Source organism: Arthrobacter sp. FX8 (assembly GCF_026723805.1).
In the GTDB taxonomy this organism is placed as follows: domain Bacteria; phylum Actinomycetota; class Actinomycetes; order Actinomycetales; family Micrococcaceae; genus Arthrobacter.
Genome location: NZ_CP113505.1, coordinates 2,220,431 through 2,239,836, shown reverse-complemented (window position 1 = coordinate 2,239,836; position 19,406 = coordinate 2,220,431). Strand labels below are relative to the sequence as shown.

The following is a 19,406-nucleotide window of genomic DNA, read 5'->3' as shown; positions in this document are numbered from 1 at the left end:
CACCTAAAGGGCTGTGGCCACCACCCGCCTGGGTGGTGGCCACAGCCATATGCCTGGGAGCCTGCCAGCGACGGCTCAGCGCCGCAGGATCGCAGTGAGCCGTTCCGCATCATGGCGCGCCCGCGTACGGCCAAAATAGGCGACGGCGGCGATGGCGGCAGCAATGCCCAGAACGATGGGCAGGACCCAGGGAAGCCAGGTCAGCCCGGGCAGGTAGCCGAAACCGGCCGCCATCAGAATGATCCACACCAGCGCCGCAGCACCCGCGGCGACGCCGGCCGGAAGCGCCGCACCGTACTTGGCGTGCCGCTTGTCATTGGCCCAGACGACGAAGCCGCCGGCGACAGTGGCCAGCACCACAATGGACAGCGAAAGCATGGATCTCCTTGGAACCGGGGACTAGAACTGGCCGAAACCTACGCGCCGAACCTCTTCGGCACCGATTTCCACATAGGCAAGAGCGTTGCCCGGAACGATGATCAGGCGTCCTTTTTCATCCTTCAGGCGAAGTTCGTTGCCTCCGGTGATGGCTTCGCCAACAACCTTGGCCACAGTCTCCGCGTCCTGGTCCGATTCCAGCACGATCTCGCGGCCAACGTTTTGAACGCCGATCTTAATTTCCAAGGGGCCTCCCAGCCTGTGAAGTTCGTCGATGATGTCTTATTTGTAGTCTAGGACTCTTTGGGGAAGCGAGAGATTCCGCGCCAAGCTAAACGGTAGATGAGGTCACTGGCCACGTTGAGGTCCAGGTTGCCGTCCGTTTCCAGCCAGTACCGCGCGCTGACCTGCGCCATTCCGGCCAGTCCGCGGCCAAGGAGTTCGGCCTCGAGGTGGGGGAGCTTGGTGTCCTCGGCAATGACCCTGGCGATGGCGTCGGCGAAGGTCCGGTTGAAGGTTTCCAGCCTGGAGCTGACGTCGGGGTCGTTGATCAGGTCGGACTCGAACACCAGGCGGTGGGCCTGGTCGTCGCTGGCGATGAAATGGAAGTAGGCGCGCATGACGGCCTGGACCCGTTCATCGTTGTCCGTGGTGGAATTCAGGGCACCAAGCATCAACTCGGTCAGGGACGCCAGGTGGCTCTCGAGCAGTGCGAGGTAGAGTTCCCGCTTTGACGGAAAGTGCTGGTACAGCACCGGTTTGCTGACATGGGCGGTCTCTGCAATTTCATCCATGGCCGCGCCGTGGTAGCCGTTGGCCACGAACACCTCCTGGGCGGCGGCAAGCAGCTGTGCGCGGCGCTCATCCCGGGGCAGCCGGGCGGACCGATGGCCTGCGGGGCGGGAGGGAGTTTGCGGTTCGGCGGCGGGCGGGCGGTCAGCCCGTGCTTCAGGGACCACAGTTGTCCTTCTTTCCATTGCAGTTACCTTCACTTTACTGCGGGGTAATATGACCCGGCGGTATCCCGGGGCATACATTGAAGTATGGCTTCGTCTTTCACCGCAAATGTTTCAACCCATTCCCTGGATCCGCTGGTGGAACCGGCCGCCGGCCTCACCCCTGCCGAGGTTGAACGGTACTCCCGGCACCTGATCATTCCCGAGATCGGTGGCCTGGGCCAGCGGCGGCTCAAGAACGCCAAGGTGCTGGTGATCGGTGCCGGCGGCCTGGGCGCCCCGGCCCTGCTGTACCTGGCCGCGGCAGGCGTTGGAACCATTGGAATCGTCGACGACGACGTGGTGGACCTGAGCAACCTGCAGCGGCAGGTGATCCACGGCGTCAGCGACGTGGGCCGGCCCAAGATCGAGTCGGCACGCGATGCCATCGCGGAGCTGAATCCGCTGGTGGATGTCCGGCTGCACAACCTGCGCCTTGACGCGTCCAACGCCCTGGAGTTGTTCCGGGGTACGACCTCATCCTTGACGGGGCCGACAACTTCGCCACCAGGTACCTGGTGAACGACGCCGCGGCCATCCTGGGCAAGCCCTACGTGTGGGGTTCCATCTTCCGGTTCGACGGCCAGGTCAGCGTGTTCTGGGAGAAGCACGGGCCCACCTACCGCGACCTGTATCCGGAGGCTCCCCCGCGGGGTCCGTGCCGTCCTGCGGCGAGGGCGGTGTGTTCGGCATGCTCTGCGCTGCCGTGGGATCGCTCATGGTGACCGAGGCAGTGAAGCTGATCACCGGCGTCGGGCGTTCCCTGCTGGGCCGCGTGGCCCTCTTTGACGCCTTGGGCGGCAGCTGGCGGGAGATCCGGGTGTCGAAGGACCCCGCGGCGGAACCCATCACCGAACTCACTGACTACGAGGCTTTCTGCGGCATCGCTCCCGCCTCGCAGGCGGACACGGAACATACAGTCACCGCTACCCAGCTGGCCACCATGCTGGCGTCGCGGAAAGCCGGGCTCAAGGATTTCGAGCTGGTAGATGTCCGCGAAGCCGGGGAATACGACATCGTCCGGATCGACGGGGCCAAACTGATCCCGCAGGGACGGATCCTTGCCGGGGAGGCGTGGGACGAACTTCCGCAGGACCGGGACATCGTGTTCCACTGCAAGGCCGGCACCCGGTCCGCGAACGTGCTGGCAGCGGCACGGCAGGCCGGCTACCAGCGGGTCAGCCACCTTGACGGCGGGATCCTGGCCTGGGTGCGTGAGGTGGAACCCCAGAAGCCCGTCTACTGACGGGACGCTCCATCACTTCCCGCGCCCTTTTGGAGTACGCCCCATCACTTTCCAGAAGAAAGTGATGGGGCGTTGCCGTAAATAGTGCAGGTAGTGATGGGGCGTGGTCAGGCGGTTTCGCGGCCCTGGTGGTCCACCGGGCATTCGGCCTCGACGGCGGCAGGGGCGGCGGTGGCGGGCTGTTCGACAGTGATGCCGTACAGGGCCTCCAGCGCAGCAACGTAGTCGTCCTGTTGGCCGTTCGCAGCGAGTTCGCGGGCGCGGACCGTGGGTACGTGCAGCAGCTGCTTGACCATGCGGCGGAGGGCGAACTCGACTTCCTCGGCGGCGGCGGTGCAGCCGTGGCGGGCACGGACCTTTTCCATCTCCGCGTCCAGGACGTTCATGGTGTGGCGCCGCAGGGCAACGATGGCTGAATCGACGGAGCGGGCTTCACGCTCCTGCTCGAAGGCCTTGGCGGCACCCTTCACGATGCCGCTGGCCTGGGCCAGCGATTCCGCCTGTTCCTGCGGCGCGGCCAGGCGGACTGATTCCAGGGTGAGCAGTTCCACGCCGTCCAGCTCGCCGACGGCGGGGTCGAAGTCGTGGGTGAGGGCAAGGTCGATGGCGATCAGGGGCTGCGGCGAATCGGCGCGCACCTGGGCGAGCTCGTCGGCTTCGACCCGGGTGTCCGACCCACTGCACCCGATCATGACGTCCGCAGCCGCCACTGCGGACCGCAGCGAGTCCACGTCCAGGGCGGTCCCGCCGCGCGAGGCGACAAATCCTTCGGCCCGGCCGGACGAGGAGTAAACGGAGATGTCCGTGCAGCCGCGTTCACGCAGCAGTGCCATGGTGGCCCCGGCGTAGGCGCCGGTCCCGAACAGCACAACCTTCTTGGTTGTCCAGTCCGGGTTTTCGGAAAGATCGGTGGCAAGGTCCAGTGCCACCGAGACGATGGACAGGCCGCGGGAACCGAGCGCCGTCTGCGCGCCAACATCCTTGGCTGTCTTGGAGGCGGCCTGGAAAAGCCGGATGAGGCCGGCGCTGGCAGTGCCGTCGTGCTGGGCGGTAATCAGTGCCCGCCGCACCTGGCCGGCGATTTCGCGTTCACCCACGACGGCGGAGTCCAGTCCCGCGCTGACGGCGAACAGGTGCTGGGTCACCTCGGGTCCGGTGCGTGTGCTGAAGGAACGTGAGACGAGGGGTTCGGCCAGTCCGCTGGCCTCGCTGATCCGGGCCACGAGTGCCGCCCGGGCTGCTTCGACGTCGTTGGGGTTGGCAGCTTCGCCGTAGATTTCGTAGCGGTTGCAGGTGGCCAGCACCACTGCCCCTGCCACGGCGGGGGATTCGGTGAGCGCGGATGCGGCAATCCCGGAGGAACCGTTGCTCAACTGAGCAACGGTTTCAAGGTCGATGTCGGCGTGTGTAGCCACCAATGAGAAAAGAACCACAGCAGACCAATCATAGCTTTTTCGTTGCCTGGTAGAACAACCACCGGAAAGGATAACCGCCACATTCCACCGTGATCCGCGCCACCTCCCCCTGGCCCGCGTTGCCAGCGACAGGTTGTCGTTATCTTTTGCAGCTCTTTTTCGGCACAATCAAAAGCATGACTCCTAGCCCTGCCGTCTCCGCTGCCGGCGCCCTTGCCGCAGACCATCCACTGATGGACGGCCGCACAGCGGATTCACCGCTGATCACGGCCTACCGCGGAGGCAAGCCGTCCCGCCGTCCCGTCTGGTTCATGCGGCAGGCGGGCCGGTCGCTGCCGGAATACCTTAAGGTGCGCGAGGGCATCGCCATGCTGGACTCCTGCCTCCGGCCGGAGCTGGCCTCCGAAATCACGCTCCAGCCCGTACGCCGCCACGATGTGGACGCGGGCATCTTCTTCTCGGACATCGTCATCCCGCTGAAGCTCGCCGGCGTGGGCGTGGACATCGTTCCCGGGGTGGGCCCGGTCCTTGACATGCCGGTGCGTACGGCGGCCGACGTTGCCGCCCTGCCCCAGCTCACCTGGGAAGCCCTGGAACCCATCCGCGAAGCCGTCCGCCTGACCGTGGCCGAACTGGGCAAGACGCCGCTGATCGGGTTTGCCGGCGCACCGTTCACCCTGGCCGCCTACATGGTGGAAGGAAAACCCAGCCGTGACCACCTCGGCCCGCGGACCATGATGCATGCGGATCCGGAGACGTGGACCGCCCTGGCCAACTGGGCTGCCGATGCCTCGGGCATGTTCCTCCAGGCCCAGCTGGAGGCAGGCGCGTCCGCCGCCCAGCTCTTTGACTCCTGGGCGGGTTCGCTGGGACTGGCCGATTACACCAAGTACGTTGCACCGGCGTCGGCCCGCGCCCTGGACCATGTCCGCCACCTCGGGGCTCCGCTCATCCACTTCGGCACCGGCACCTCCGAACTTCTCGTTGCCATGCGCGACGTGGGTGTGGATGTGGTGGGCGTCGACTACCGGCTGCCGCTCGATGAGGCCAACCGCCGGCTGGGTGGAACCGTCCCGCTGCAGGGAAACATCGACCCCGCACTGCTGGCGGCTCCTTGGGACATCCTCGAGGCCCATGTCCGCGAGGTCATCGCCGCCGGCTCCGCCGCCCCCGGCCACGTCCTGAACCTGGGACACGGAGTGCCGCCCGAAACCGACCCGGACGTCCTGACCCGGGTGGTGGAGCTCATCCACTCCATCTCGCCGGAGTAGCCACATGGGCAGTTCTGCGGCGAGGCCCGGCACGGCACTGGTGGTGGGCGGCGGAATCTCCGGGCTGCTGTCCGCCCGGGAACTCGCCGCGGCCGGCCACGAGGTGACGGTCCTGGAGGCGGGCCCGGCGTGGGGCGGCTGCGTGGGCAGCCACACGGTAGCGGGCCTCACGCTGGACAGTGGCGCCGAGTCGTTCGCCACGCGGTCCGACGCCGTCGCGCGGCTGTGCGCAGAACTTGGCCTGGGCGCAAGGATCGTTCCGCCCCGCCCCGGAGGTGCGTGGGTGCAGCTTCCGGATGGTGCCCGCGAACTTCCCAGGACCGGCGTCCTGGGCATCCCCGCCAACCCCTGGGATCCTGAAGTCCGGCGCACCCTGGGTACCCTGGGCTCGCTGCGGGCCTCCCTGGACAGGCTGCTGCCCGCTTCCGTGGGCGCCGGTGCGGGCGTCACCAGCGTCTCCGCGCTGGTCAGGGCCCGGATGGGTTCGCGGGTGCTGGAGCGCCTGGTCTCGCCGGTGGTGGGCGGCGTCCACTCCGCAGATCCCGGGCTGCTCGACGTTGACATGGTGGCTCCAGGGCTGCGGGCAGGGTTGCGCCGGCACGGTTCCCTCGCTGCCGCGGTTTCGGCCCAGCGGCGCGGGGCCGGTGAGAATTCCGGGGCAGCCGGCGCCGGCACCCCACTCCAGCCCGGCCAAGCAGGAAAACCTGCCAAGGCCGGTTCCGCAGTCGCGGGCCTCGAAGGCGGCATGCACACCCTGGTGGATGCACTGGTGGAAGATCTCAGGCGACGGGGCGTCGCCCTGCTGGCGAACACCGCTGCCACCTCTGTATCCCGCACCCCTGAAGGCTGGCTGGTGGAGGCCGGCGGTGCAGCCTTCCGCACCGCCCTGCTGGTGGTGGCCGTGGATGGCCCGGCCGCCGTCGGACTGCTGGAACATGCCGTCCCGCTGATCGCAGGGAAGAAGCCTGCGTCCGGACCTGACGTCAAGCTGGTCACCGTGGTCCTGGACAAACCGGACCTTGACCGGCGGCCCCGGGGGACAGGAATCCTGGTGGCCCCGCAAACGCCGGGCATCGAGGCAAAGGCGCTGACGCATGCAACGGGAAAATGGGACTGGCTGGCGGCTGCTGCCGGCCAGGGACGCCACGTGGTGCGCCTTTCCTACGGCCGGGTGGACGGCGCTTCGGTGCACCAGCCTGCCGGACCGGATACCGATGACGAGCTCTTCGCAGCCGCCCTGCGGGACGCTTCCGCTCTCCTGGGCGTCCAGATCGCCGGCGGGGACGTGCGCGGATGGGACGTTGTCCGATGGCGCGGCTCGCTGCCGTTCGCAGCCGTGGGGCACCGCGCCCGGGCAGCAGAGATCCGCCAGGCCTGCACCGCCGCCGGTGGCCTGGCAATCGTGGGCGGCTGGGTGGCCGGAAACGGCCTCGCCGCCGTCGTTGCCGACACACGTGAGCAAATCGGCCAATTAACCGCCGCCTAGGCATCGGTGCTGGTCAGCCCGGCGCGTCGGGTTCTTGGCAGTATCCACCCGCACGCCCCGCGGCCCTTCCCGGTTTTCAATCGGCCATCCGTTCTGGTTAGGGTCGATGACTATGGTTCAACACAGGTCCGAGCTTTCCATGTCCCGGACCGGTATCCATGGGGGACTCCGACGCGGTACTGCAGCCGCTGCGTTCGGAGCGGTACTGGTTCTTTCCACCGGCGTGCAGGCGTCCTTGGCTGACGACGCGGTTCCCCCTCCCCAAGACTCCCCAGCGCAGGCGTCCCTGGCCGGAACGGCCGCCGACGGTTCAACTGCCACCCCTCGTGGCAAGGTTCCGGCCATCCCTGCCGTGCCGGGAGCATTGCTGCCGGCCGTGAAGGCTTCGCTCGCACCCGGTTCGACGACGGCGACGGCACAGGCCACAGCGCAGGCTTCGATGACGGGACTGCCGCTTCCGGACGTCCCGCTGCCCACAGTCTCCGGAACGCCTTTGGTGACCGGCGGCCCGACCACCTCGACTGCGGCGCCGGCCGGCGGAGCATCCTCCACGGCAACCCGACCAGGATCCGGCACCCAGCCGGGGCCCACCTCAGCCACCGCGCCAGGGGTTGCCCCCGCGGCCGGTACCTCCCCGGCGGGGGCGCCCCGGCCCCGACGCCTCCCTTGCCTGGAACAGAAGCGGCAGGCCAGGCGTCCGGTTCACAGGATGCCGTAGCAGCCCCCGGCGGGGCGGCAGGTACCGCCACCGGTGGAGAGGCCGGTGGAGATGCGGCCGGCCCGGCCGCGAGTGGGGGAGCGGTTGCGCCTTCTCCCACCCTGCCCACGTCGCTGCCCACCGCGCTGTCCATCAATGCACGCCAGTCCCAGCCCACCCGGGTGCCGCAGGCTGCCGCTGCACCCGCGGGCCCGGGCCGCGCCGTTTCCTCCACCGGCCCCCTGCCGGACATGCCGGATGCCATGGTGTGGTTGGGCGCCGGACTGGTTGGCGTGGGTGCCGCCGCCGGGTTGGTCTTCCTGCGCATGCGCCGCCCCTGAGGATGCGGCGCCGGAAGCCCTCCACGGCAGGCAAACGTGACTTTGCTCACTTCTACGAGTTGTAGAACTCTTCGGTTTCGCCTTGGGGGCAGCGAAGGGGCAAACTTGTAACCATGAGCCACACTTCTGCCGAATCTGTCACTAAAACCGAAGAATCAGCCGAGCAGTTCTTTACCCTCTGGACGGTATTCAAGCGGTCGGAGTCAGTGGTCCGCAGCGCCGATGCCGCCGCCGACTTCGAAGCGCTGCTGGAGCGGCTCGCCGCGGCCGGCGTCACGCACCGGGGCAGCTACGACGTCTCGGCCATGCGCGCCGACGCCGACGTCATGGTGTGGCTCCACGGCCCCAAGCCCGAGGCGCTGCAGCAGGCCATCCGCGACATCCGCCGCAGCCCCCTCTTCGCGGGCACGGAGATCGTGTGGTCCGCCATGGGCGTCCACCGCGAGGCGGAGTTCGCCAAGAACCACACGCCCGCCTACTCGCGGGGCGTCGCTCCGGCCGAGTGGCTGTGCGTCTACCCGTTCGTGCGCTCCTACGAGTGGTACATCCTGCCGGAGGCCGAGCGCGGCAAGATGCTCCGCGACCACGGCCTGCTGGGCAGGGACTTCCCCCAGGTCATCTCCAACACCGTCTCCTCCTTCGCCCTGGGGGACTGGGAATGGATCCTCGGCCTGGAGGCACCCGAACTGGTGGACCTCGTGGACCTGATGCGCCACCTGCGCGCCACGGAGGCCCGCAACCATGTCCGCGAGGAAGTTCCGTTCTACACCGGACGCCGGATCACCGCCGAAGAAGTAGCAGAGGTGCTCGCATGAACCCGCTCGACCCCACAGTTGCCACCGCCGTGAACCCCGTCACCGAGGCCGGGCGCATGGTCCCCAAGAATTACGACGCCGTCCTGCTCGCCTCCTTCGGCGGTCCGGAAGGCCAGGAGGACGTCATCCCGTTCCTCCGCAACGTCACGCGCGGCCGGGGGATCCCGGACGAGCGGCTCGAGGAAGTCTCACACCATTACCGCGCCAACGGCGGCGTGAGCCCCATCAACCAGCAGAACCGGGAACTCAAGGCAGCGCTGGAAGCCGAACTGGCTGCCCGCGGCATCGACCTGCCCGTGCTGTGGGGCAACCGGAACTGGGCGCCGTACATCCCCCAGACCCTGCAGGAAGCGTACGACGCCGGCCACCGCCGGGTGCTGATGCTCACCACGAGTGCCTACTCCTGCTACTCCAGCTGCCGCCAGTACCGCGAGGACATCGGCATGGCCCTGACGGAGACCGGCCTGGACGGCCGGCTGGAAGTGGACAAGGTCCGCCAGTACTTCGACCACCCCGGTTTCGTGGAGCCGTTCGTCGAGGGAACTGCCGCAGGACTGGCCGATGTGCGCGCCAAGCTTGCCGACGCCGGAAGCCCCGACGCGCCCGTCCACATCCTGTTTGCCACCCACTCCATCCCTACCCGGGATGCTGAGGCCGCGGGGCGGTCCGAGGGTGAGCCGCGTGAGTTCGAGGAAGGGTCCGCCTACGTGGCGCAGCACCTGGCCAACGCCGCGGCCGTCATCGGGCGGGTCCAGGATGAAACCGGCCTGACCGCACCGTGGTCCCTGGTGTACCAGTCCCGTTCGGGCGCCCCGCACGTGCCGTGGCTGGAACCGGACATCAATGACGCCATCGAGGAACTCGCCGGGCAGGGCGTCAAGGGCATCGTCATCGTCCCCCTGGGCTTTGTCAGCGACCACATGGAAGTTGTCTGGGACCTGGACACCGAGGCCATGGAAACGTGCGCAAACCTCGGCCTTGCGGCCACCCGCGTCCCCACCCCCGGTACCCACCGCACGTTCGTTAATGGACTTGTGGACCTCATCTGCGAGCGGACGGTGGCCAACAACATCAGCGACCGTCCCGCCCTGACGGATCTTGGCCCCTGGTACGACGTCTGCCGCCCGGGCTGCTGCGCCAACTTCCGCGGCGAAAAACCCACGATTGCAGGAGCCGACACCACCGTGGGCACGGGGCATGACCCTTATCCCTCGGGGGATGCCGGCGAGACGGCGCAGCCGTGACGGTCCGGATTGGAACCCGCGCCAGCAAACTGGCGCTCACCCAGACCCAGCAGACCGCGGACCAGCTCGCCGCCGTCGGGGGTTTCCCGGTGGAACTGGTGCACATCCGCACTGACGGTGACGTCCTCACCGGGTCGCTGTCCCAGATGGGCGGCACGGGCGTCTTTGTTGCGGCCCTGCGCGACGCGCTGCTGCGCAGTGAGTGCGACGTCGCCGTCCATTCGCTCAAGGACCTGCCCACCGGTGCGGCAGTAGGACTCAGCCTTGCCGCCACGCCGCGCCGGGTGGACGTCCGCGACGTCCTGTGCGCCCGCGACGGGTTCAAGCTGGCCGACCTGCCTGCCGGAGCCCGGGTCGGCACCGGGTCGCCCCGCCGCGCTGCACAGCTGCGGGCGGCCCGCGCCGACCTGGACATTGTCGACATCCGCGGCAACGTGGACACCCGCCTGGGCCGTGTTCCCGGCCTGCCAGGCAACTCCACTGACCAAGTGGTCCCCGGGAAATCCTGCGACCTGGACGCCGTGGTTCTTGCTGCCGCCGGCCTTGAGCGCATTGGCCGGCTGGACGCCGTCACCGAGTACCTCGAAACGGACGTGATGCTGCCCGCGGCCGGACAGGGATCACTGGCCATCGAATGCCGTACTGCCGACGCGCCGCCCAAACCGGGATCGGATGAAGGATCCCGTGAGGTCCTGGCCCAAGCCCTCGCTGCCCTGGACGACCCCGACACCCGCCTTGCCGTGACGGCAGAGCGCGCCCTGCTGGCCCGGCTCGAAGCAGGCTGTGCAGCCCCGGTAGGCGCCTATGCCTACCGGAAGGGCAGCATGCTGCACCTGAAAGCCGTGGTGTGCGCCGTCGACGGCACCGCAACGGTCCGGGACAAGCGCGCCACGGACGGACTCACGGAAGTCGGGGCCACCCTGCTGGGCATCGAACTGGCCGAAGCGCTGCTTGCCGCCGGAGCCGCCGACATCGCAGACCTGCAGGCGTCCTGACCCGGCGATGACGCAGCCTTCCCGCAGGTCCGGACCGCAGATTCCACCCAGCCAATCCCTGCTGGGCGGAGCCCGCGTCCTCGTCACGCGCAGCCCGGAGCGGTCCGGTGCCCTGGTGGAGGCCCTGGCCGGAGCCGGCGCGACGCCGGTGCTGCTGCCGCTCATCGACTTCGAACGGGCCCCGGACCAGCACGCGCTCGACGTCGCCTGCGACGCCCTGGCGGCAGGGGCCTTCGACTGGCTGGTGGTCAGCAGTGCCACGACCGTGCATGTCCTGATGGAAATGGCCGCCGAGCGTGGCCTTGGCCTGGGCCAGTTGGTCCCCTCCGGTACCCGGATCGCCGCGATCGGCCCCGCCACGCGGAGGCTGCTGTCGGCGGGCGGGCTGGATGCCGCCCTCACCCCCGCCGGCGAACAGTCGGCCGCCGGCCTCCTCGCGGTATGGCCCGGCGGCGGCAGGATCCTGCTGCCGCAGGCGGACATCGCAGCCGGCACACTGGCAGAGGGCCTCGCTGCCGCAGGCAGCGCCGTCACCGCCGTAACGGCCTACCGCACCGTCGACTATCCGGCGGCAGCCGACCGCAGGCTCGCCGTGCAGCCGGAAGACGGCGACGCCGGCCAGCACCCGCCGTCGTACTCCCTCCTGACGCCCGAAACGGCCGCCGCGGACATCGCCGAAGGGCGCATAGCGGCCGTGATCGCCGCCTCGCCGAGCGCCGTACGCCGTATTTCCGCCCTTGGTCCCCTGGGCGGCTGCCGGCTGGTGGTGATCGGCCGTTCGACGGCGGACCAGGCTGCTGCCCTGGGCCTGGACGTGGCTGCGGTGGCGGCTGAGCCCACACCGGACGGGCTGGTGGCGGCCGTCGCGAAGGCCCTCAACCCGCCCTGACCGCCCCGCCCCGGTATGCCCCCTCAAGCTTCAAGAACAACGCGAAGGACAGGACCCATGACTTTCCCCAACCAACGCCCCCGCCGCCTGCGCACCACCCCCGCCATGCGCCGGCTGACCGCCGAAACCCGCCTCTCGCCGGCGGAACTCATCCTTCCGGCCTTCATCCGCGAGGGACTGACCGAACCCAACCCCATCACTTCCATGCCGGGGGTGGTCCAGCACACCACCGACACGCTCAAGCGGGCCGCGGCGGAGGCCGTTGAGCTCGGCCTGGGCGGCATCATGCTCTTCGGCATCCCGGAAACCCGTGACGCCGAAGGCTCGGCATCACTCGACCCGGAGGGAGTGCTGAACAAGGCCATCCGGGACGTCCGCGCCGAAGTGGGCGATGACCTGGTGGTCATGAGCGATGTGTGCCTGGACGAATTCACCGACCACGGCCACTGCGGAGTCCTCGACGCCGACGGGTACGTGGACAACGACCGCACCGTGGAGATCTACGCCAGGATGGCCGTTGCACAGGCGGAGGCCGGCGCGCACATGCTGGGCCCCTCGGGCATGATGGACGGCCAGATCGCCGCCATCCGGTCGGCCCTGGATCAAGCCGGATATGCCAACACCTCCGTCATCGCCTACGCCGCCAAGTACGCCTCGGCGTTCTACGGGCCGTTCCGCGAAGCGGTGGACTCACAGCTCAAGGGCGACCGGCGGACCTACCAAATGGATGCCGGCAACCGCACCGAAGCCCTCCGCGAGGTTGAACTGGACCTCGCCGAGGGCGCGGACATCATCATGGTCAAACCGGCCATGAGCTACCTGGACATCGTGGCCGACGTTGCCGCGATGAGTCCCGTCCCGGTGTCCGCCTACCAGATTTCCGGTGAATACGCCATGATCGAGGCCGCCGCCGCCAACGGCTGGATCGACCGCCGCGCAGCCATCACCGAGTCCGTCCTGGGCATCCGGCGGGCCGGGGCCCACATGGTCCTCACGTACTGGGCCGCCGAACTGGCCGGCTGGCTGAAGGAAGCCCGGTGACAGCCGGGCAGGCCGCGGAACCCACCGCGCCGGTGGGGAGGACCGCATCCTCCTCGGCCTGAACACCTTCGGTGACGTTGGCGAGGCTCCGGACGGCAGCCAGCAGCCGCACGCCCAGGTCCTGCGCCAACTGCTGGAACAGGCGGAACTTGCCGACGCCGTCGGGCTCCATGCCTTTGGCGTGGGGGAGCACCACCGCAAGGACTACGCGGTGTCAGCGCCGGAAGTCTTCCTGGCCGCCGCTGCCGCCCGCACAACCCGCATCCGGCTGGGCTCCGCCGTAACAGTCCTGAGCTCGGATGACCCCATCCGTGTCTTCCAGCGCTTTTCCACTGTGGACGCCATTTCGAGCGGCCGCGCCGAAGTGATGCTGGGGCGCGGATCCTTCATCGAATCCTTCCCCCTGTTCGGCCTGGACCTGGCCGACTATGAGGTCCTGTTCGAAGAGAAACTCGAGTTGTTCGACAAGGTCCGCGCGCAAAAGCCCGTGCACTGGGAAGGCCGCACCCGGCCCGCGCTGCACGGCCTGAGCGTCTATCCGCCCCTGGAGCACCACCTGCTGCCCACGTGGATCGGGGTGGGCGGAACACCAGAATCGGTGCTGCGCTGCGCCCAGTACGGCTATCCCATCATCTTTGCCATCATCGGCGGCCAGCCGCGCGGCTTCCGGCCGCTTGCCGACCTCTACCGGGAGGCGATGGCCAAGTACGGGCACCCCATGCAGCAGATGGCCACGCACTCGCCCGGGCACGTGGCCGACACCGATGAGCAGGCCCGGGAAGAACTGTTCCCGCACTGGCTGAAGCTGCGCAACAAGCTCGGCGCCGAACGCGGATGGGGACCGGCCGGCCGGGGAGAGTTCGACGCCCTGTGCTCCGCGGAAGGCGCCCTCTACGTCGGATCGCCGGAAACGGTGGCCCAAAAAATCGTCCGGCTGAAGCGGAACCTGGGTGTGGACCGCTTCGACTTGAAATACAGCAACGGACCGCTGCCGCACGCGGCCATGATGCGTTCAATCGAACTGATGGGCACCGCGGTGGCGCCCCGGGTGGCAGAGCTGCTCGCCGGCTGACTGCGCTTCCGGCTAACTGAGAGAATAGAAACCATGACTTCCAGCAATCCTCGCAACGAGGCACTCTTCGACCGCGCCCGCCAGCTGATGCCGGGCGGAGTCAATTCGCCGGTCCGGGCCTTCGGCTCCGTCGGCGGGACGCCGCGCTTCATGGTCTCCGCCAAGGGGCCCTACCTGACCGACGCCGACGGCAAGGATACGTGGACCTGGTCTGCTCCTGGGGCCCGGCGCTGCTGGGGCACGCCCACCCGGCCGTGCTGGATGCCGTCCACGCCGCCGTCGACCGCGGCCTCTCCTTCGGCGCTTCCACCCCGGACGAAGCGAACCTGGCCGAAATCGTGAAGGAGCGCGTCCCCGCCGTCGAGCGCCTCCGCATGGTCTCCACCGGCACCGAAGCCACCATGACGGCGGTCCGGCTGGCCCGCGGGTTCACCGGCCGCAACCTCATCATCAAGTTCGCCGGCTGCTACCACGGCCACCTCGATGGACTCCTGGCCGCTGCAGGCTCCGGCGTGGCAACCCTCGCCCTGCCCGGTTCCGCCGGCGTCACGGAAGCCACCGCCGCCGAAACCCTGGTGCTGCCCTACAACGACCTCCAGGCCGTCAAGGAAGCCTTCGCCACGCACGGATCCAATATCGCGGCCGTCATCACCGAAGCGGCGCCCGCCAACATGGGTGTGGTCACCCCCGCCGAAGGGTTCAATGCAGGGCTTTCCCGGATCACCCGCGAGCATGGCGCGCTGCTCATCGTCGACGAGGTCCTGACCGGTTTCCGCACCGGCTACTCCGGCTACTGGGGCCTCACCGGAGGCGCGCCGGATGCCGAGGACCCCTGGACTCCGGACCTGCTCACCTTCGGCAAGGTCATCGGCGGCGGAATGCCGACGGCGGCACTGGGCGGACGTGCCGACGTCATGGACTACCTGGCCCCCACCGGCCCGGTCTACCAGGCCGGAACGCTTTCCGGGAACCCGGTGGCCATGGCGGCAGGGGTGGCAACCCTGACGCACGCCACGCGGGACGTTTATGCCTTCATCGACGTCCGGTCCCTCGAACTGTCCTCCGCGCTGTCCAACGCCCTGGATGCCGCCGGGGTGGACCACTCCATCCAGTTCGCCGGCAACCTGTTCTCGGTGGCCTTCGGAACCTCGGCCCACGGCGTCCACAACTACGCCGACGCCCAGGCCCAGGAGGCGTTCCGCTACGCGCCGTTCTTCCACTCCATGCTGGAGTCCGGCGTATACCTGCCGCCGTCGGTCTTCGAGGCCTGGTTCCTCTCCGCCGCGCACGACGATGATGCCATGAACCGGATCTACGACGCCCTTCCCGCGGCAGCCAGGGCCGCAGCCGCCGCCCAGGGGTAGGAACAGCGAAAAGGCGCGTCCCGGCGTCGTGAACCTGCCGCCGGGACGAAAAATCCCCGCCTTCCGGACAAATCCCACTGCATGCGAGGGGAAAGTCCGGGAAGCGGGGATTTTCTGTCTGTGCGTGCCTTCGGCCCTAGAGGACGTCCGAGAGGAAGCCCTTGAGCCGGTCCGTCTTCGGGTCGGTGAAGAGCTGCTCCGGCGGACCGGACTCCACCACAACACCGGCGTCCATGAACGTCACGGCGTCGGACACGTTGCGGGAGAAGCCCATTTCGTGGGTTACCACCACCATGGTCATGCCGCCCTTGGCGAGGTCCGCCATCAGCGACAGCACGCCCTTGACCAGCTCCGGGTCCAGGGCAGAGGTTGCCTCGTCGAAGAACATGACCTCCGGCTTCATGGCCAGCGCACGGGCGATGGCCACGCGCTGCTGCTGGCCGCCGGAGAGGTTGGCCGGGCGGGATTCGGCCTTATGCCTCAGGCCCACCAGGTCCAACTGCTCCAGTGCCTCACTGCGCGCCTCCTCCTTGGAGAGCTTGCGCAGCTTCCGCAGGGCCAGTGAAACGTTTTCCTCCACCGTCTTGTGCGGGAACAGGTTGAACTGCTGGAACACCATGCCGATCCGGCGGCGCAGCTCGTCCGGGTTGTCCTTCAGGACTGACCGCCCGTCCAGCAGGATGTCCCCCTGGTCCGGTTCGATCAGGCGGTTCATGACGCGCAACAGCGTGGACTTGCCCGAACCCGACGGTCCAATGACGGACGCCGTGGTGCCCTGGGGAACGTGCAGGTCGATGCCCCGCAGGACGTGGTTGCTGCCGAAGGAAAGGTGGATGTTCTTGGCGCTCAGTGTTCCCGACGCAAATTCGCTCATGCCTGGGCTCCCTTTCCAACGACCGCTGCGGCCTCGTCCGGTTCTTTCTTTTCGGGCCTGCCGGTGCGCAGCCGGGCATCGATCCAGTTCACGAAGTGGGTCAGCGGGATGGTCAGCGCCAGGTAGAAGACGGCTGCCGCCACGTAGGGCGACAGGTTGCCGGTGGTGGCCGCCGCATCCTTGCCGATCTGGAAGATCTCGCGCTCACTTGCCAGCAGTCCCAGGAGGAAGACAAGGGATGATTCCTTGATCAGCGCAATGAACTGGTTGACCAGGGCCGGAAGCACCCGCCGGATGCCCTGGGGCACCACTACAAGGCGCATGGACGCACCGTAGCCGAACCCCAGGGCGCGGGAAGCCTCGAGTTGTCCCTTGTCGACGCTCTGGATGCCGGAGCGGAAGATCTCGCCGATGTAGGCGCCGGACATCAGCGAAAGCGCCGCGACAGCCATCGGGTAGGGGCTCGTGGAACCCGTGAATTCGCGGACGATCGGCCCGAACCCGAAGCCGATGACCAGGATGGTCAGGACCGGCGGGAGGCCGCGCAGGATGTCCGTGTAGATCCGCGCGACCCAGCGCGCTGCTGCGTTCCGGGAGATCCCCATCAGGGCGAGCAGCATCCCCAGGGCTGTCCCGATGATGCCCGAGATGATGGCCAGCACGAGGGTATTCGGCAGGCCGACGGCGAACATCTTGGGGATGACTTCGCCCATCGCCTTCCAGTCAAGGAAGGTGTCAGCGAGTTGCTTGAGGATATCCATGGAACGCCCTGGTTACTTGGCGGCCGGGATCTGGACGGCCTTGCTGCCCGGCTTCCAGCCCTGCGGGGTCTGTTCAGCGGCGGTGGGGCGGTCCTTGTACCACTCGGACGTCAGCTTGGCCCAGGTACCGTCCGCGATGACCGCGTCCAGGCCGGAGTTCAGGGCGTCGATCAGGGGCTGGTTGTCCTTGTTGACGGCGTAGGCGGTGAAGTTCTGGGTGTTCACAACCTTCTCGGCGATCTTGGTGTTGTCGCCTTCCTTGACCTGACCGGTTGCCTGCTGGGAGGGTGCCACCCAGGCGTCAATCTGGCCGTTCTTCACGTTGCCGTACACGGTGTTGTAGTCCGGGAAACGGACCGGCTCCAGCTTGAGGGTGTTGGTGACGTAGTCGTCCTGGACGGTGCCCTGGACGACGCCGATCCGGACGCCTTCCTTGAGGTCGGCGAAGCCGTTGACCTTGGAGCCGTTCTTGGTCACCACAGCCATGTAGCCGAAGTCGTAGCCGTTGGTGAAGCCAACGGTCTTGCGGCGGGCGTCGGTGGTGGAGATCGAGGAGGATCCGACGTCGAACTGCTTGTTGGCCACCTGGGACAGCAGGGCCGAGAAGTCGGTGGAGGCGAACTCAACCTTGAGGCCCAGCTTGTCGGCAATGGCGCGCAGCAGCTCGTTGTCGTAGCCGGTGAACTTGCCCGAAGGGTCGATGAAGATGTTGGGCGGGGCGTCCGAGAGGGTTCCCACGCGCAGGGTGCCCTCGGTGATGAGGCCCAGCTTGGTCTTGTCGATCTTGTCCACCGGGGTGACGTTGGCGGTGGTGTACTTGTCCAGCGTCTGCTGGTCGCTGCCGGCGAGGGCATCGGTGGGGGTGCCGCTGGGCTGGGAAGACCCGCCGCCGCAGGCTGCGAGGGAAACCGCGAGGGCAAGTGCAACGGGAGCGGTAGTGAGCCACTTCATCGCTTTGATTTTCATCAGGTTGTCACTTTCATATGAGTCATAAGTCGACCGGGCCGCAAGGCAGCGCTGTGGCGCCTGGCACCTGCCCGGTGCTGGTCGAGCCGTCCCGGGCAGGGGTGACCGCAAAACTTTATTGTCTCACTAGCGTGAAGTGAGGGTCCTTGCCGAAGAAGCGCGAGCCCAATCTCGGTTCTGCCAAATGAAATTCTGCCCTTTATGAGGAAGTTGGAGCAGCTTGCGCGCGGTTACCCTCTTCCGGTGAAGGATGCAGGTGCAGAGACTCCCCGGTTTGTGAAGCAGCATGACTGTGACATGCCTCCCAGTTTGGAGTGGCGCGGCTGCGCCTAGAAGCCACCTGCGGTTGCATCCTGCGGCGGCAGCACCGGCCAGTCACCCTCGATCACGGCGGCCGGCTTTGTCTTTCGGAGGTACCCCTGGAAGTCCGCCGCCTGGCTGACCGCCCAGTCCACCTGCAGTTGGTGCAGCTGGCTTGCCGGCATCACCAGCTTGGGGAACTTGCCCGCCATCGCATCGAGGACCCGCAGGGTGGCAAGCGCATCCGCGGCCGAAGTGTGGGCATTGTCCAGGACCACGCCGTACTCCTCGCACAATGCGGTGAGCGTGCGCTTGCCCTTGCGGAACCGGTCAACCTGCTTGTTCATGATGTAGGGGTCAAGGACCGGGAAGCGGCTGAGCTGGGGAATCCCATAGCGGGCGGATTCAGCGGCAAGGACCGTGAAATCGTAGCTCGCGTTGAACGCGATCACCGGGATGGCGGAATCGAAGAGCTCCTGGAGCACCGCGGCGACTTCACGGGTGACCTCGTGCGCCGGGCGGCCGTCCCGCCTGGCCTGTTCGGTGGTGATGCCGTGGACGTCACTTGCCTCGGTGGGGATTTCCACGCCGGGATCAGCCAGCCACTCGTGTTCCTTGATGATCTGGCCTTGGTGGTCCACCACGGTGATTGATGCGGTGACGATTCTTGCCGCCCGCGAATTGCGGCCGGTGGTTTCCAGGTCGAAGGCTGCGCGGGGAAGGGTGTTCCAGGAACTCATGCTTCAACGCTAAAGGGACCCACTGACAAATCCGTGGAACGCCACTGCGGCTAGATTGGATCAATGCGGAATGAGTACGTCCAAGCGGTCCTTGCCGTCGTAAGGCTGGTACCGCCAGGGTCCGCAGTGTCGTACGGGGATGTGGCCGAGCTCCTGGGTTCGGGCGGACCGCGCCAGATCGGTTCCGTCATGAGCCACCATGGCGGCGGCGTTCCCTGGTGGCGCGTCCTGAAGGCCAGCGGCCACGCGCCCGAGGGGCATGAGGCCGAGGCCCTCCTCCTTTACCTTGAAGAGGGCACCGCGCTCCTTGGCGACTTCAGTTCGTACCTCCGGACCGGGGAGGGCCGGTGGCGGGTTGACCTGGCGGCCGCCCGCTGGGCACCCACGGAGAGTGATTTTGACAGTATCGACGCAATTGCCGGGCAACTTGAGCGCAGCCTCCACAGATTGTCGGTGGCTGATGATGGAATGATTTTGTGACCGTAACAATTCCTTTGACCGGCCCCTGGGACCCGC

17 protein-coding genes and 3 pseudogenes are annotated in these 19,406 nt (G+C 67.6%); 12 read left to right on the top strand and 8 right to left on the bottom strand.

Features of this window, described 5'->3' with window-relative positions; translation table 11 throughout:
• Window positions 1–75: 75 nt before the first annotated feature.
• Genes OUO20_RS10225 through OUO20_RS10215 form a run of 3 tightly spaced genes read right to left on the bottom strand, consistent with a single transcriptional unit; the run spans window position 76 to window position 1,337 of the window.
• On the bottom strand, window positions 76–378 hold the full coding sequence (locus tag OUO20_RS10225) for a hypothetical protein (protein WP_018768574.1): 303 nt from the start codon (window positions 376–378) through the stop codon (window positions 76–78).
• 21 nt (window positions 379–399) lie between these two features.
• Complete coding sequence (locus tag OUO20_RS10220; protein ID WP_018768573.1) at window positions 400–624, bottom strand: DUF3107 domain-containing protein; 225 nt, start codon at window positions 622–624, stop codon at window positions 400–402.
• A gap of 47 nt (window positions 625–671) precedes the next feature.
• Entirely contained in the window at window positions 672–1,337 is a 666-nt protein-coding gene (locus OUO20_RS10215) for a TetR/AcrR family transcriptional regulator (RefSeq protein WP_018768572.1), read from the bottom strand.
• A gap of 84 nt (window positions 1,338–1,421) precedes the next feature.
• Here OUO20_RS10215 and moeB point away from each other — a divergent pair.
• Window positions 1,422–2,619, top strand: a pseudogene (moeB, locus tag OUO20_RS10210) (molybdopterin-synthase adenylyltransferase MoeB).
• A 107-nt stretch (window positions 2,620–2,726) separates the two neighbouring features.
• On the opposite strand, the gene OUO20_RS10205 reads toward moeB, so the two are convergent.
• Window positions 2,727–4,052: a glutamyl-tRNA reductase gene (locus OUO20_RS10205; RefSeq protein WP_144599983.1), complete on the bottom strand. Its 1,326-nt coding sequence runs from the start codon at window positions 4,050–4,052 to the stop codon at window positions 2,727–2,729.
• A 158-nt stretch (window positions 4,053–4,210) separates the two neighbouring features.
• On the opposite strand from OUO20_RS10205, the gene hemE reads away from it, so the two are divergent.
• The 10 genes and pseudogenes from hemE to hemL all read left to right on the top strand — a co-directional run bounded on the left by hemE (window position 4,211) and on the right by hemL (window position 15,249).
• The gene (gene hemE / locus OUO20_RS10200; RefSeq protein ID WP_043424792.1) at window positions 4,211–5,305 is read left to right on the top strand and encodes a uroporphyrinogen decarboxylase; all 1,095 of its coding nucleotides are present in this window, start codon (window positions 4,211–4,213) and stop codon (window positions 5,303–5,305) included.
• 4 nt (window positions 5,306–5,309) lie between these two features.
• Window positions 5,310–6,791 (top strand): protoporphyrinogen oxidase, encoded by a 1,482-nt coding sequence (gene hemG, locus OUO20_RS10195; protein ID WP_268003337.1) that lies wholly within the window; start codon window positions 5,310–5,312, stop codon window positions 6,789–6,791.
• A 666-nt stretch (window positions 6,792–7,457) separates the two neighbouring features.
• A complete protein-coding gene (locus tag OUO20_RS10190) occupies window positions 7,458–7,829 on the top strand; it encodes a hypothetical protein (RefSeq protein WP_268003336.1) in 372 nt (123 codons plus the stop codon).
• Between the two features lie 113 nt (window positions 7,830–7,942).
• Window positions 7,943–8,644, top strand: coding sequence for a hydrogen peroxide-dependent heme synthase (hemQ, locus tag OUO20_RS10185; protein ID WP_018768566.1), 702 nt, complete (start codon window positions 7,943–7,945; stop codon window positions 8,642–8,644).
• Window positions 8,641–9,888: a ferrochelatase gene (locus OUO20_RS10180; RefSeq protein WP_268003335.1), complete on the top strand. Its 1,248-nt coding sequence runs from the start codon at window positions 8,641–8,643 to the stop codon at window positions 9,886–9,888. Before hemQ ends, OUO20_RS10180 begins: the two co-directional genes overlap by 4 nt.
• Window positions 9,885–10,883: a hydroxymethylbilane synthase gene (gene hemC / locus OUO20_RS10175; RefSeq protein WP_268003334.1), complete on the top strand. Its 999-nt coding sequence runs from the start codon at window positions 9,885–9,887 to the stop codon at window positions 10,881–10,883. The genes OUO20_RS10180 and hemC overlap by 4 nt, the downstream gene beginning before the upstream one ends.
• A 7-nt stretch (window positions 10,884–10,890) precedes the next feature.
• Complete coding sequence (locus OUO20_RS10170; protein WP_268003333.1) at window positions 10,891–11,772, top strand: uroporphyrinogen-III synthase; 882 nt, start codon at window positions 10,891–10,893, stop codon at window positions 11,770–11,772.
• A 57-nt stretch (window positions 11,773–11,829) separates the two neighbouring features.
• Window positions 11,830–12,813 carry a porphobilinogen synthase gene (gene hemB, locus OUO20_RS10165; RefSeq protein WP_018768562.1) on the top strand — a complete coding sequence of 328 codons (984 nt, stop codon included), beginning with the start codon at window positions 11,830–11,832 and terminating at the stop codon, window positions 12,811–12,813.
• A pseudogene (locus OUO20_RS10160) lies at window positions 12,810–13,885 on the top strand (LLM class flavin-dependent oxidoreductase). The gene hemB and the pseudogene OUO20_RS10160 overlap by 4 nt, the downstream one beginning before the upstream one ends.
• A gap of 33 nt (window positions 13,886–13,918) precedes the next feature.
• A pseudogene (gene hemL, locus OUO20_RS10155) lies at window positions 13,919–15,249 on the top strand (glutamate-1-semialdehyde 2,1-aminomutase).
• Window positions 15,250–15,385: 136 nt separating this feature from the next.
• Here hemL and OUO20_RS10150 read toward each other — a convergent pair.
• The 4 genes from OUO20_RS10150 to OUO20_RS10135 all read right to left on the bottom strand — a co-directional run bounded on the left by OUO20_RS10150 (window position 15,386) and on the right by OUO20_RS10135 (window position 18,890).
• On the bottom strand, window positions 15,386–16,123 hold the full coding sequence (locus tag OUO20_RS10150) for an amino acid ABC transporter ATP-binding protein (RefSeq protein ID WP_134163775.1): 738 nt from the start codon (window positions 16,121–16,123) through the stop codon (window positions 15,386–15,388).
• Entirely contained in the window at window positions 16,120–16,884 is a 765-nt protein-coding gene (locus OUO20_RS10145) for an amino acid ABC transporter permease (RefSeq protein WP_018768558.1), read from the bottom strand. The genes OUO20_RS10150 and OUO20_RS10145 overlap by 4 nt, the downstream gene beginning before the upstream one ends.
• A 12-nt stretch (window positions 16,885–16,896) precedes the next feature.
• A complete protein-coding gene (locus OUO20_RS10140) occupies window positions 16,897–17,850 on the bottom strand; it encodes an ABC transporter substrate-binding protein (protein ID WP_018768557.1) in 954 nt (317 codons plus the stop codon).
• Between the two features lie 329 nt (window positions 17,851–18,179).
• Window positions 18,180–18,890, bottom strand: a complete 711-nt coding sequence (locus OUO20_RS10135; protein ID WP_134163776.1) for a 3'-5' exonuclease — start codon at window positions 18,888–18,890, stop codon at window positions 18,180–18,182.
• Window positions 18,891–18,953: 63 nt separating this feature from the next.
• On the opposite strand from OUO20_RS10135, the gene OUO20_RS10130 reads away from it, so the two are divergent.
• Complete coding sequence (locus tag OUO20_RS10130; RefSeq protein WP_018768555.1) at window positions 18,954–19,370, top strand: MGMT family protein; 417 nt, start codon at window positions 18,954–18,956, stop codon at window positions 19,368–19,370.
• The last annotated feature ends 36 nt before the right edge of the window (window positions 19,371–19,406 follow it).

Bases quoted from the DNA above. Each gene is read 5' to 3' on its own strand.
- hemE (WP_043424792.1), top strand. From the start codon at position 4,211: ATGACTCCTAGCCCTGCCGTCTCCGCTGCCGGCGCCCTTGCCGCAGAC.
- hemG (WP_268003337.1), top strand. From the start codon at position 5,310: ATGGGCAGTTCTGCGGCGAGGCCCGGCACGGCACTGGTGGTGGGCGGC.
- hemB (WP_018768562.1), top strand. From the start codon at position 11,830: ATGACTTTCCCCAACCAACGCCCCCGCCGCCTGCGCACCACCCCCGCC.
- OUO20_RS10180 (WP_268003335.1), top strand. From the start codon at position 8,641: ATGAACCCGCTCGACCCCACAGTTGCCACCGCCGTGAACCCCGTCACC.
- OUO20_RS10225 (WP_018768574.1), bottom strand. From the start codon at position 378: ATGCTTTCGCTGTCCATTGTGGTGCTGGCCACTGTCGCCGGCGGCTTC.
- OUO20_RS10145 (WP_018768558.1), bottom strand. From the start codon at position 16,884: ATGGATATCCTCAAGCAACTCGCTGACACCTTCCTTGACTGGAAGGCG.
- OUO20_RS10140 (WP_018768557.1), bottom strand. From the start codon at position 17,850: ATGAAAATCAAAGCGATGAAGTGGCTCACTACCGCTCCCGTTGCACTT.
- OUO20_RS10130 (WP_018768555.1), top strand. From the start codon at position 18,954: ATGCGGAATGAGTACGTCCAAGCGGTCCTTGCCGTCGTAAGGCTGGTA.
- OUO20_RS10170 (WP_268003333.1), top strand. From the start codon at position 10,891: ATGACGCAGCCTTCCCGCAGGTCCGGACCGCAGATTCCACCCAGCCAA.
- OUO20_RS10135 (WP_134163776.1), bottom strand. From the start codon at position 18,890: ATGAGTTCCTGGAACACCCTTCCCCGCGCAGCCTTCGACCTGGAAACC.
- OUO20_RS10150 (WP_134163775.1), bottom strand. From the start codon at position 16,123: ATGAGCGAATTTGCGTCGGGAACACTGAGCGCCAAGAACATCCACCTT.
- hemQ (WP_018768566.1), top strand. From the start codon at position 7,943: ATGAGCCACACTTCTGCCGAATCTGTCACTAAAACCGAAGAATCAGCC.